Genomic DNA, 11,966 nt, shown 5'->3' on the forward strand with positions numbered 1-11,966 from the left:
ACGTACCACCTGCCTCACGGAAGGAGCCCGAGTGTCGCGTACGCGCGCTCGTCGCCGACTGATCGGGGCGACGGCCGGCCTGGCCGTGGCTGCGCTGGTCCTCACCGGTTGCACCGCCGACCCGCCGCCGCCCATCGAGCAGACGGAGCCGACCACGACCCCGGCTCCCGCTCCGAAGCGCAGCACGGTGGTGGTCGCGATCGACGAGGTCGGTTCGGGCTTCAACCCCCACCTGCTCGCAGACCAGTCGCCCGTCGCGAACGCCGTCGCCGAACTCGTCCTCCCGAGTGCCTTCCGAGCCGTGCCCGATCCGGAGAATCCCGCTGCAGCACTGTGGGTTCCGGACGACTCGCTGCTGCTGTCCGCCGAGGTCACCGACGAGGCGCCGTTCACCATCACCTACCGCCTGCGCGACGAGGCCCAGTGGTCGGACGGAGCGCCGATCGCTGCCGAGGACTTCCGGTATCTGTGGCGGCAGATGGTCACCCAGCCCGGCGTGGTCGATCCCGCCGGCTACCGCCTCATCGACGACATCCGATCGTCGGGCGGAGGCAAGACCGTCACCGTCACCCTGCGCGAGCCGTATCCGGCCTGGCGCGAACTGTTCACGAATCTCCTGCCCGCGCACCTGGTCAAGGACACTCCGGGTGGCTTTTCCACCGGCCTGTCCGAGACGATTCCCGTGTCCGGCGCGCGATTCCACGTCGACAACGTCGACCGAGGGCGCGCCGAGGTGCTGCTCGAACGCAACGACCGGTTCTGGGGCACCCCGGCCGGACCCGACGAACTGATCATGCGCCGCGCCGGCACCGACGCCCAGGTGACCGAATCGGTGCGCAGCGACGACGCCCAGGTGGTCCAGAGCGCGGGCGGGGTCGCTCTCGAGGCGCAGCTCGCCGCCGTGCCGGGTGTGCGGACCGGCGTCCAGCTCCAGCCGCGCACCCTCGAGCTGACCCTCAACACACGCACCGCCGAACTCGCCGACCCCGGAGTCCGACGAGGCGTTATCGACCTGCTCGATCCCGAGCTGCTCGGGCTCGTCGCGACGGCCGACAGCACCGAGGTCGTGCGAGCCCGTGCCCAGGTGCTCGCGCCGTCCGATCCGGGATACACCGACACGATGCCGGCGCGTCTGCCCCGGGAGCAGGCCCTCGGACGTCTCGCCGAGGCCGGATATCTGCCCGTCCCGCCTGCCGTGCCCCCGGTGCCGGCAGACCCTGACGCACCCGGCCCCGAAGCACCGGAGGCCGCTGCACCGGAGACCGAGGCATCCGAGACGGGGGCATCCGAGACGGGGGCATCCGAGACGGCGGCGCCGACGAGCGCGACTCCCGGACCGAGAACCCCCGACGGACCGGCCCTGCCCGAGGGCACCCTGGCCCGGGCCGGCGTGCCGTTGACGCTGGTCGTGGGCGTGCCGGAGGGCGACGAGACCGCCCGCGCCGTCGCACGCACCGCCGTCGACCTGTGGCGTGGCGCCGGGATCGATGCGTCGGTCGACGCACTGCCTCCCGACGAGCTGTACGGCGAAGCCCTCGTCGAGGGCAGTGTGCACGCGGTCGTCGGCTGGATGCGTGCCGGTGGAGACCCTGCCACCGCCGCGCTGTCCCGATTCGGATGCGTCCCGGTGGCCGCAGCACCCACGGCAGCGGGGGAGGATCTGCCGACCGCGCCCGGGCCCGACCTGCCGGCGCAGCCCGACGCCGCCGGGACGACGGAGGCTGCCCGACCCTCGGACTCCGCGACCACCACGCTCGACGAGGACGACGTCGAGGAACGTGAGGACGCGCTCGCAGCGCAACTCGAGGCTCCGAGCAACCTCTCGGGAGCGTGCGATCCGGGTCTCGAACCCGATCTGCTGGCAGCGCTGAACGGCACCACCGACCCGGCGAAGGTCGTCGCCGACGCGCAGGCCAGGCTGTGGGATCTCGCGGTGAATCTGCCGATCCTGCAGGACCGGGCCGTTGTCGCCGCCGGTCCGGGCGTCGAGAACGTCTCGCTGACAGCCGCTGTCGCCACCGGTATTCTCGGCGACGCCCATCTGTGGGGAAGGACCACACCGTGACCGATGCTCCGGGAGCTCTCCCCGACGTTGCGGATCGACGACTTCTGCTCGTCCACGCCCATCCCGACGACGAGACCCTCACGACCGGCGGCACCATCGCCCGGTACGTCGCCGAGGGCGCCGAGGTCACCGTCGTGACCTGCACGCTCGGCGAGGAGGGCGAAGTGATCGGCGACGAGTGGGCCCAGCTCACCGCCGACCGCGCCGATCAGCTCGGCGGATACCGCATCCTCGAACTCACCCGGGCGCTCGACGCGCTCGGCGTCGACCGACCGCGTTTCCTCGGCGGTGCCGGGCACTGGCGCGACTCCGGGATGGCGGGCACACCGTCCGCCGACAATCCTCGTGCCTGGGTCAACGCCGACCACGATGAGGCGGTCGAAGCGCTCGTCGCCGTGATCCGCGAGACGCGTCCGCACGTGGTCGTCACCTACGACCCGTTCGGTGGCTACGGGCATCCCGACCACATCGCGGTACACGAACGGGTGACCGCGGCCGTCGAAGCGGCCGGCACCGAGGACTATCCGTCCGCCGGGGCGGCGTGGACCCCCGCGAAGGTGTACTGGACCGTCACCGAACGATCCGCGCTCGAACGCGGCATCGCCGCCATGGGCACGCTGCCCGAGGGCTGGCGCCGACCGGATGCCGGCGAACTGCCGAGCGTGCCCGACGACGAGGTCACCACCGTCGTCGACGTCCGCTCGGTTCTCGACGCGAAGCGGACCGCGATGGCCGCGCACGCGACCCAGGTGCTGGTCGCGGAGGACGGCGAGCAGTTCGTGCTCTCCAACCTCGTCGCCCAGCCCGTCTTCGACCAGGAGCACTTCGTGCTCGTGCGCGGGCAGCTCGGCCTGACCGACTCCACGGGACGAGAGGACGACCTCTTCTCCGGCATCGGCTAGTGTGATCCGAGTCATCAACGAGGCTGTGGGTGGTTCGCGTCACCCGGCCTCGCGCATCACGCAGGCACACCGTGCAGGGGGTTGTCGATGTACAACTGGTCCGTCCAGAACCAGATCGTCGCGTTCGTGGATTCGTTGAGGCCGTACGCCGACGAGATCCGGGCCGACTACTGGCACGCCCTGTACTCCTTCGCCGACCAGCAGAGCGCGCTGCTCACGATGCTCGGATACCCGCCGGTTCCCTGACGTCCCGTGCGCGGGTGGCGGATGGTTCCGCGGACCCCGGTTGCGCTCGGGCGCGTCCGGTAGCGCACCATCGAAGCATGACGGTCGATCCAGCAACCGCTGCACCCCTCGCGTCACCGGCGGACATCCAGCCCCGCCGGGGGCTCGTCGCGCTGCTCGTGCTCGACGGTGCGCTGTGCGCCCTGTTGTCGGTCTTCTATCTCGGCGTGTACATCGCCGGGGTGCCCTTCCCGATCACCATCCTGCTGGCCGGCGTCGTCAACCTGCTCCTCGTGATGGCGGTTCGCGCCGAGACCGGATCCCTGCGCAGCGCGGCTCTGCCGCTGCTGGCCTGGGCCGTCGTCTTCCTCGTCTGCCTCGTGGGTGGGCCGGGCGGCGACCAGCTCGCGCTCGGCGACTGGCGGACCCTGCTGCTGCCCGTGGCCGCGCTCGCCCCCGCCGGCGGGTACCTGTTCTCGGCTCGCATCAAGGAGATCACCCGGGCAGTGGGAGGGACGCAGCCCGCGCCGCGTCCCTGAGCACCTCGGTCACCATCTCCTTCGTCAACCGACCGGTGAAGGTGTTCTGCTGGCTGACGTGATAGCAACCGAACAGGTGCAGCGGGTGCTCCCGTGCCTCGGTGGAGGCCAGCAGCGCATGCGCGCCGTGCCCGAACTTCGGGCGGGGAACCGGGATCGTCCACCCCGCCGCCGACAGGACCGGTAGCAGCGCCTGCCACCCGAATCCGCCGAGCACGACGACCGACCGCAAGGTGGGGGAGAGCAGGTCCAGTTCCTGTTCGAGCCAGTGCCGGCAGGTGTCGCGTTCGACGACCGTGGGGCGATTGGCCGGTGGCGCGCAGTGCACCGGCGACGTGATGCGCGTGCCGAACAGCTCGAGGCCGTCGCCGATGTGCGTCGCGGTCGGTTGCGACGCGAGTCCCGCGTCGTACAGGGCCGCGTACAGCACGTCACCCGACCGGTCTCCTGTGAACATCCGTCCCGTGCGGTTCCCGCCGTGCGCGGCAGGCGCCAGCCCGACGATCAGCAGCGACGCATCGGCCGGGCCGAAGCCGGGGACGGGCCGGCCCCAGTACTCCTCGTCGCGGAAGGCTGCTCGTTTCTCCCGCGCGACCTGCTCACGCCATGCGACCAGCCGCGGACACGCGTGGCAGTCGACGAGTGCGTCGTCGAGTTCGGCCAGCGTCGCCGGGGGAGTGCCGTGCAGGGGGCCTTTGCCGGAAGAGGGCTTCATCGGTCGATCCATGCTTCTCCCATACCCGATGTGACCTCTTGGACAAGCGCCCACGCCTCGTCCACGGGGATGTCGATCACCTCGTAGCGTCCCGCACCCGCCGGGGTCGCCGCGACGACGGTTGCGAGACCCGCACGGCGCTGGAAGAAGGTCTGCCGCACCGTCCAGCCGATCACACCGTCCGCGTCGAGGCAGATGCGCTGCCGATCGATCGAGCCGCTGCGGGCGACGAGATGCCCGTCGACGACGGCGTGGCCGAGACCCCGGTAGCGGTCCTGCGCCAGCGCGCACGCCCCCGCGACCAGCACCACGACCACCGTGGCGATCACAGCGAACGGCACGTGCCGGTCGGTGACGGTCAGGGCGACGAGCCCGGCGGCGACCACGACGGCCACCGGCCACAGCGTCCGCGTGTAACGGCGACGACGGGCACGGGGGCCGTGGCTGCGCAGCGGAACCTCGAGTGGCAGCCGTCCGGTGAGCACCTCGGCCGCGACCCGCCGGACCTCCTCGTCGGGTGCCGACGGCAGGACCAGCGACGAACCGCCCTGCTGCGCGGTCCTGCCCGTCATGACGGCGTCGAGCCGTGCGGCGCCGACGAGTCGCAGCGCCAGCGGTTCGTGCAGCGCGACCCCGCGCAGCCGCGCCCGGTCGAGGGTGGTGTGACGGGTGGTGAGCAGGCCGTGCGCGATGCGCAGGACCCGGTGGTCGTCGGTCACCCGCAGATCGCCGTAGAGCAGCAGATACCGCACGCACGCGGCCGGGCTGGCGACGAGCACGACGACCAGCACGAGGATCACGAGCGCGACCACCAGGCCGAGGTCCTCCGCGGTCTCCACCGCGCGGCGGACGACCTGCGATTCGGCGATCCACCGGCCGAGCCCGAACTGGAAGGCGGCACCGGCGATGGCCGCGACGGCGAGCAGTCCCGTCGTGGAGAACGGCGCGTAGCGCACCCAGGCCGGGTCGAATCGTGCCAGCTGACGCTCGGTGACGGCAGCAGTCGAGGTCGTCTCGGCCGGCATGTCGTCCTGCTGCCCGCCCCTCAGGAGAACGGCACGGAGCTCGGGGACTGCTGCGATCGGGAGGCCGTTGAGTTCGAACCGGTTGCGATCGGCGCCCCCGCTCTGGCCCGTGCCGATCTTCACGACCGCGAGGCCCAGCACGCGATGCAGGAGGCGTTGCTCGACGTCCACCGACCGGATGCGGCTGCGGGGGATCGACAACTCGCGTCGTTGCAGCAGGCCGCGGCGGAGTTCGACGTGCTGCGGTCCCACGCGGTAGGTGGTGGTGAACCAGCGCAGCAGACCGACCAGCACGAGCACGCCCGTCGCTGCGAGGCCCCACACAGGATTGCCGCTGGTGGTCCCGATGACGAACGAGCCGGCGAGGACGGGCAGCAGGCGCAGGATCTCCTCGATCGGGTGGATCAGCAGCATCCGGCGATCGAGGCGCGACCACGGCACCTCCTCGTCCGTGCCGGTCCCGGGTGCGACGGCCTCGTTCATGTCGCGTCCGCCTCCGAGCTTGCGGCGAGCGTGGTCAGACGGGCGACGGTCTCGTCGGCGACCCGGCTGTCGAGCCCGACGATCTCCACCGCACCCGCCGCTGAGGCGGTGGTGACGGTGACGGTGGTCAGGTCGAGCCACCGGTCGAGCGGACCCCGCTCGGTGTCGACGGTCTGGATCCGGGAGATCGGTGCGATGCGGTGTTCCTGCGTCCACCAGCCCGAACGCGTGTAGACCGCGGTCTCGTCCATCTCCCAGCGATGGACGCGGTATCGCCAGACCGGCACCACCGCGACGTGGAGTCCACCGAGCACGACGGTCGCCGCCGCGGCGGCGATGTGCCATCCCGCGCCCACCGGCGCGACGAGCGCCCACACGACCTGCGCGACGACCAGCGGCAGCCACATCGAGGCCGCGCTCACGGCCCACAGCACACGCGCCTTCGGGCTCGGCCGCCACGACGGCTCCCTCATCACCACACCCGTCACCGCGGCACCGTCGGCCGGCCCCGCCGGCGTGCTCTCGGCCGGCCTCGCCGATGTGTCCTCGACCGGCCCCGCCGGTGCACCCTCGTCGTCCTCCACCCGCACCTCCTGCTCCATCGGGCCCCGTGTCCGGTTCCACGCTAGGCTGGGACCTGTAGAACCCGGCCCGGACTCGCCCGATCCGACCTCGCGATCGGGCCCTGTGAGGAGGAGATCGCAATGACGGAGTCGAATGCGCTCGACATCGAGATCCAGTCCGACAACGATTCCGAGGCCGACCGGCTCGAGCAGGCCACTCCCGTCTACGACGATCCTGCCGACGACCTGCCTTCGGATGTGCCCCTCGAGGCCGACCCGGCAGACACCTACGAGCAGTCCCGCGAAGTCCCGGCGGACGACGACTACCCGCGCGAATAGACCCCGAAGTGGCATGGGGGTGCTCGTAGGCGCATGATCGGGCGCATGACCGATTCCGCAGACGACACCCCGCAGTCCGCGATGCTCCCGACCCCCACCGTGCGTCCCGGCGCTGCGCACCGATCCGCGGCGACTCCCTCGGGAATGCGTCGAGCGCTGCGCCGGGCTCGCGACGGGGTCGCACTGAACGTGGACGAAGCGGCGGTCCTGCTGCAGGCCCGGGGCGCCGATCTCGAGGATCTCTGTGCGTCGGCGGCGCGGGTGCGCGATGCCGGCCTTCTCGCGGAGGGTCGACCCGGCACGGTCACCTACTCGCGCAAGGTCTTCGTCCCCATCACCCGGCTGTGCCGGGACCGATGCCACTACTGCACCTTCGTCACCGTCCCCGGTAAGCTCCGCGCCGAGGGTCACGGCATGTACCTCGAACCCGACGAGATCCTCGAGATCGCCCGTCAGGGAGCCGAACTGGGTTGCAAGGAAGCCCTGTTCACACTCGGCGACCGGCCCGAGGACCGGTGGCCCGAAGCGAAGCAGTGGCTCGACGAGCGCGGCTACGACTCCACCCTCGACTACGTGCGAGCGATGGCGATCCGCGTCCTCGAGGAGACCGGTCTGCTGCCGCACCTCAATCCCGGGGTGATGAGCTGGGCCGAGATCTCGCGGCTGAAGCCGGTCGCCCCGTCCATGGGCATGATGCTCGAGACCACCTCCGAACGGTTGTTCACCGAGAAGGGTCAGTGCCACTACGGCAGCCCCGACAAGGATCCGGCGGTGCGGCTGCGGGTGCTCACCGATGCGGGCCGACTCGCGGTGCCGTTCACCACCGGCATCCTCGTCGGCATCGGTGAGGACTTCACCGAGCGTGCCGAATCGATCCATGCGATCCGCAAGTCGCACAAGGCATTCGGTCACATTCAGGAAGTGATCGTCCAGAACTTCCGCGCCAAGGACGACACCGCGATGCGCGAGCACGACGACGCCGATCTCGACGAGTTCCTCGCCGCGATCGCCGTCGCCCGGCTCGTCCTCGGGCCGGGCATGCGCATCCAGGCCCCGCCGAATCTCGTCTCGCTCGACGAGTGCCGCGCGCTGCTCGGGGCGGGTGTCGACGACTGGGGTGGTGTCTCGCCGTTGACGCCCGATCACGTCAACCCCGAACGGCCCTGGCCGAATCTCGACACCCTGGCGCGCCTGAGCTCCGAGGCCGGCTTCGAGCTCACCGAGCGGATCGCCGCGCAGCCGAAGTACGTGCTCGCCGGGCAACCGTGGATCGATCCGCGCATCACCGCGCACGTGCACGCCCTCGCCGATCCGGCCACGGGCCTCGCGCGCGAGGTGATCCCGTCCGGACTGCCCTGGCAGGAGCCCGACATCGACTGGGAGTCGTCGGGCCGCGTGGATCTGAACTCCGAGATCGACGTGACCGGACGCAACACCGAGCACCGGTCCGATCTCGGGAGCGCCTTCGGTGACTGGGAGACCGTCCGCGAGCAGGTGCTCGAGCTGGGCGCCTCCGCACCGGTGCGGCTCGACAGCGACGTGCTCTCGGCGCTGCGCTCCGCGGAACGGGATCCGGGCGGTTGCACCGAAGCGGAGTACATCGCCCTCGCCAACGCCGACGGCGCCGGTCTCGAAGCGCTCGTGGCGCTCGCCGACCAGCTGCGCCGCGACACCGTCGGCGACGACGTCACCTACGTCGTCAACCGGAACATCAACTTCACCAACATCTGCTACACCGGCTGCCGGTTCTGCGCCTTCGCGCAGCGCAAGGGCGACGCCGACGCGTTCACCCTGTCGGCGAGCGAGGTCGCCGACCGCGCCTGGGAGGCGCACGTCGCCGGCGCCACCGAGGTGTGCATGCAGGGCGGCATCGACCCGGAACTGCCGGTGACCGGCTACGCCGATCTCGTCCGCGCCGTCAAGGCACGGGTGCCGTCGATGCACGTCCACGCCTTCTCGCCGATGGAGATCGTCAACGGTGTCGCGCGCAGTGGCACGTCGATCCGGGACTGGCTCACCGAACTGCGTAAGGCCGGGCTCGACACCATCCCGGGCACCGCCGCGGAGATCCTCGACGACGAGGTGCGGTGGGTGCTCACCAAGGGCAAGCTCCCGACCGCCGAGTGGATCGAGGTGGTGACCACCGCGCACGAGGTGGGCCTGCGCTCGAGCTCGACGATGATGTACGGGCACGTCGACCAGCCGCACCACTGGGTCGGCCACCTCGAGGTGATCCGTGGAATCCAGGACCGCACAGGCGGATTCACCGAGTTCGTGCTGCTGCCCTTCGTGCACCAGTCGTCGCCGTTGTATCTGGCCGGCGCGTCGCGTCCCGGCCCGACCATGCGCGACAACCGTGCCGCGCACGCCCTCGCGCGGGTCATGCTGCACGGCCGGATCGACAACATCCAGACCAGCTGGGTCAAGCTGGGCGTCGCCGGAACACAGGCCATGCTCGAGGGTGGGGCGAACGATCTCGGCGGCACGCTCATGGAGGAGACGATCTCGCGCATGGCGGGCTCGCAGCACGGCTCGGAGAAGACCGTCGCCGAACTGGTCGCGATCGCCGAGGGCATCGGGCGGCCGGCGCGCCGGCGGACCACCGCGTACACGCCGATCGAGCTTCCGGTCACCTCGGGCTGAGCCGCCACGGCGGCCGGCACTCCGAAGTAGGTAACCCTTACTCCCGAGGCCTACGGTGGGTCGGGGGATACTGGAGGACCGTGGGCGCCGAGGGTGCCCGCTCGGGCGAGACCGCGCAGGTCGGCGGGCTTACAGAGAGGCAGGGAGAACAGCAGTGACGTACACGATTGCGGAACCGTGCGTGGACGTGTTGGACAAGGCATGCATCGAGGAGTGCCCCGTCGACTGCATCTACGAGGGCGGTCGCATGCTGTACATCCACCCCGACGAGTGCGTCGACTGCGGTGCGTGCGAGCCCGTGTGCCCCGTCGAAGCGATCTTCTACGAGGACGACGTCCCGGACGAGTGGTCCGAGTACGTCAAGGCCAACGTCGACTTCTTCAACGATCTCGGCTCGCCCGGTGGCGCCGCGAAGCTCGGCAAGGTCGACTACGACCCGCCGTTCGTCAAGAACCTCCCTCCCATGGGCGAAGAGTGACGAACGGACCGGTGGAACTTTCGTGAGCACGCGTATCCGCCGTTCGGTGGCGAAGGGCCTGCCGGACTTCCCCTGGGACTCCCTGACCGACGCGAAGGCGAAGGCAGCGGCGCATCCCGACGGCATCGTCAACCTGTCGGTGGGCACACCGGTCGACCCGGTCGCCCCCGTGATCCGGGAGGCGCTCGTCTCCGTCGCGGAGGAGCCGGGTTATCCGACCACCCACGGCACCGCCGCACTTCGGCGGGCGGCCGTGGGTGCGCTCGAACGTCGCTACGGCATCACCGGTCTCGACGACTCGGCGATCCTGCCGGCGATCGGCACCAAGGAGATGATCGCCTGGCTGCCGTCGCTGCTCGGCCTCGGTGCCGACGATCTCGTCGTGATCCCCGAACTGGCGTACCCGACCTACGAGGTGGGCGGCCTGCTCGCCGGTGCCCGCATCATCCGCGCCGACGGGCTGACCCGCCTCGGCCCCGAGGTCGCGTCGCTGGTCTTCGTGAACTCGCCGTCGAACCCCACCGGCAAGGTGCTCGGACCCGACCACCTGCGCAAGGTCGTCGACTGGGCGCGCAGCCGCAACGCGATCGTCGTCTCCGACGAGTGCTATCTCGGGCTCACCTGGGAGGGTGAGGCCCTGTCGATCCTGCACCCGAGCGTGTGCGGGGGCGACCACACCAACCTCCTCGCGGTGCACTCGCTGTCGAAGACTTCGAATCTCGCGAGCTACCGGGCCGGTTTCGTCACCGGCGACGCCGACCTCGTCGCCGACCTGCTCGAGGTCCGCAAGCACTCCGGCATGATGCTGCCGCTGCCGATCCAGGCCGCGATGACCGCGGCACTGAACGACGACGAGCACGAGAACGCCCAGCGCGAGAAGTATCGCAAGCGTCGCGAGGTGCTCCTCGAGGCCGTGCGCGGCGCCGGCTTCACCGTCGACCATTCGGAGGCGGGCCTGTACCTGTGGGCGACGCGCGGTGAGGAATGCCGCGCGACCGTCGACTGGTTCGCCGAACGCGGCATCCTCATCGCGCCCGGTGAGTTCTACGGTCCCGGTGGTGTCCTGCACGTCCGGATCGCGCTCACCGCAACCGACGACGCCATCGACGCCGCCGCTGCCCGACTGCGTGGATAGAGCGCAGCCTCCGGCTCCGCTGGGCGGATAGTCGCAGCCACTGATGTGACAGCGTCGACGCACCGCCCGGCGAGCGGCTCGCCGGTAGATTGGCCCCGTGAGTTCGTCCGGTGAGGATCCGCTGCTGTGGGTGCTCTACGTCGCCGTGGTGGCCATCGCTGCGGTGAGCGCGTCGCGCTCCCACTCGGGAAGCTCCGCGCACGCGACGACGCGATCGTTCTGGTGGCCCCCACCCGTCGCGGCGACGATCCTGTGGTCGGTGGTCGCGGTGGCCTCACTCGCGCGGCTCGTCTTCCCCGGACTGCTCGACGTCTTCCGGCGGCAGCCGGTCCGCACCCGTGACCGGGGGGAGTGGTGGCGGGTCCTCACCGCCGGTCTGATCGAGGACGGCGGCGTGCTCCTCACCGTCGTGAACCTGCTGTTGCTCGCGGTGGTCGCCGTCGCGATCGTGCGGGTGTGGGGGTGGTACCGCGCACTCGGGTTGTTCCTGGTCGGCCAGGTGCTGTGGGGGTTGTTCACCACCTTCGTCTTTCCGTCCGACGGCGCGGGAACGACCGGCGCGACGCTCGCCTCGGCCGCGACCCTCGCGGGACTGTGGCCGGTCGTCGGAGCGACCCGCTCGCTGCTCGTCGCCTCCGCGGCGACCTTCCTTCTCGGTGTGGTCCTCGTGATCGCGGGCGACGCGCACGGCGTGGCCGTCCTCATCGGAATGCTGCTGGGCGCGGTCCTGGCCACTGTGCTTCCCCCGGCACATCTCGCGCGGACATCGATGTCCGCGGCGCGCGGCGACATCCACACCTGACCGCCACACCCGACCGCCTCCGCGAGGCTGCGGGAGCGATATGGAATCGTGG

12 protein-coding genes are annotated in these 11,966 nt (G+C 70.8%); 9 read left to right on the forward strand and 3 right to left on the reverse strand.

The window, feature by feature from the left end:
* The first annotated feature begins 31 nt into the window (after positions 1-31).
* From C6Y44_RS06915 to C6Y44_RS06930, 4 genes are all read left to right on the forward strand, one after another.
* The gene (locus C6Y44_RS06915) at positions 32-2,065 is read left to right on the forward strand and encodes an ABC transporter family substrate-binding protein (protein WP_174247069.1); all 2,034 of its coding nucleotides are present in this window, start codon (positions 32-34) and stop codon (positions 2,063-2,065) included.
* Positions 2,044-2,967 (forward strand): N-acetyl-1-D-myo-inositol-2-amino-2-deoxy-alpha-D-glucopyranoside deacetylase, encoded by a 924-nt coding sequence (gene mshB, locus C6Y44_RS06920; protein ID WP_159418907.1) that lies wholly within the window; start codon positions 2,044-2,046, stop codon positions 2,965-2,967. The genes C6Y44_RS06915 and mshB overlap by 22 nt, the downstream gene beginning before the upstream one ends.
* Positions 2,968-3,054: 87 nt before the next feature.
* Positions 3,055-3,213 carry a hypothetical protein gene (locus C6Y44_RS06925; protein WP_016693616.1) on the forward strand — a complete coding sequence of 53 codons (159 nt, stop codon included), beginning with the start codon at positions 3,055-3,057 and terminating at the stop codon, positions 3,211-3,213.
* A 77-nt stretch (positions 3,214-3,290) separates the two neighbouring features.
* Complete coding sequence (locus C6Y44_RS06930) at positions 3,291-3,731, forward strand: hypothetical protein (protein WP_120281859.1); 441 nt, start codon at positions 3,291-3,293, stop codon at positions 3,729-3,731.
* Here C6Y44_RS06930 and C6Y44_RS06935 read toward each other — a convergent pair.
* From C6Y44_RS06935 to C6Y44_RS06945, 3 genes are read right to left on the reverse strand one after another with little or no spacing between them, the layout of a single operon-like run.
* Positions 3,688-4,446 (reverse strand): uracil-DNA glycosylase, encoded by a 759-nt coding sequence (locus C6Y44_RS06935; RefSeq protein ID WP_120281860.1) that lies wholly within the window; start codon positions 4,444-4,446, stop codon positions 3,688-3,690. The two genes, C6Y44_RS06930 and C6Y44_RS06935, sit on opposite strands and share 44 nt — an antisense overlap.
* Positions 4,443-5,954 (reverse strand): PH domain-containing protein, encoded by a 1,512-nt coding sequence (locus tag C6Y44_RS06940; protein ID WP_159418906.1) that lies wholly within the window; start codon positions 5,952-5,954, stop codon positions 4,443-4,445. Before C6Y44_RS06940 ends, C6Y44_RS06935 begins: the two co-directional genes overlap by 4 nt.
* The gene (locus C6Y44_RS06945; protein WP_404817787.1) at positions 5,951-6,556 is read right to left on the reverse strand and encodes a PH domain-containing protein; all 606 of its coding nucleotides are present in this window, start codon (positions 6,554-6,556) and stop codon (positions 5,951-5,953) included. The genes C6Y44_RS06940 and C6Y44_RS06945 overlap by 4 nt, the downstream gene beginning before the upstream one ends.
* Positions 6,557-6,658: 102 nt before the next feature.
* Here C6Y44_RS06945 and C6Y44_RS06950 point away from each other — a divergent pair, with 102 nt between their 5' ends.
* From C6Y44_RS06950 to C6Y44_RS06970, 5 genes are all read left to right on the forward strand, one after another.
* A complete protein-coding gene (locus tag C6Y44_RS06950) occupies positions 6,659-6,856 on the forward strand; it encodes a hypothetical protein (protein ID WP_120281862.1) in 198 nt (65 codons plus the stop codon).
* A 45-nt stretch (positions 6,857-6,901) separates the two neighbouring features.
* Positions 6,902-9,499 carry a bifunctional FO biosynthesis protein CofGH gene (locus C6Y44_RS06955; RefSeq protein ID WP_159418904.1) on the forward strand — a complete coding sequence of 866 codons (2,598 nt, stop codon included), beginning with the start codon at positions 6,902-6,904 and terminating at the stop codon, positions 9,497-9,499.
* Positions 9,500-9,653: 154 nt separating this feature from the next.
* A complete protein-coding gene (gene fdxA, locus C6Y44_RS06960; protein WP_006550573.1) occupies positions 9,654-9,977 on the forward strand; it encodes a ferredoxin in 324 nt (107 codons plus the stop codon).
* A gap of 22 nt (positions 9,978-9,999) precedes the next feature.
* Positions 10,000-11,112 carry a succinyldiaminopimelate transaminase gene (gene dapC, locus C6Y44_RS06965; RefSeq protein ID WP_225623743.1) on the forward strand — a complete coding sequence of 371 codons (1,113 nt, stop codon included), beginning with the start codon at positions 10,000-10,002 and terminating at the stop codon, positions 11,110-11,112.
* Positions 11,113-11,209: 97 nt separating this feature from the next.
* The gene (locus tag C6Y44_RS06970; protein WP_120281863.1) at positions 11,210-11,914 is read left to right on the forward strand and encodes a rhomboid family intramembrane serine protease; all 705 of its coding nucleotides are present in this window, start codon (positions 11,210-11,212) and stop codon (positions 11,912-11,914) included.
* Positions 11,915-11,966 lie beyond the last annotated feature (52 nt).

This window comes from Rhodococcus rhodochrous (assembly GCF_014854695.1).
GTDB lineage: Bacteria > Actinomycetota > Actinomycetes > Mycobacteriales > Mycobacteriaceae > Rhodococcus.

Coding starts and splice junctions, on each gene's coding strand:
- C6Y44_RS06925 (WP_016693616.1), top strand. CDS start 3,055: ATGTACAACTGGTCCGTCCAGAACCAGATCGTCGCGTTCGTGGATTCG.
- C6Y44_RS06930 (WP_120281859.1), top strand. CDS start 3,291: ATGACGGTCGATCCAGCAACCGCTGCACCCCTCGCGTCACCGGCGGAC.
- C6Y44_RS06935 (WP_120281860.1), bottom strand. CDS start 4,446: ATGAAGCCCTCTTCCGGCAAAGGCCCCCTGCACGGCACTCCCCCGGCG.
- C6Y44_RS06940 (WP_159418906.1), bottom strand. CDS start 5,954: ATGAACGAGGCCGTCGCACCCGGGACCGGCACGGACGAGGAGGTGCCG.
- C6Y44_RS06945 (WP_404817787.1), bottom strand. CDS start 6,556: ATGGAGCAGGAGGTGCGGGTGGAGGACGACGAGGGTGCACCGGCGGGG.
- C6Y44_RS06950 (WP_120281862.1), top strand. CDS start 6,659: ATGACGGAGTCGAATGCGCTCGACATCGAGATCCAGTCCGACAACGAT.
- C6Y44_RS06955 (WP_159418904.1), top strand. CDS start 6,902: ATGACCGATTCCGCAGACGACACCCCGCAGTCCGCGATGCTCCCGACC.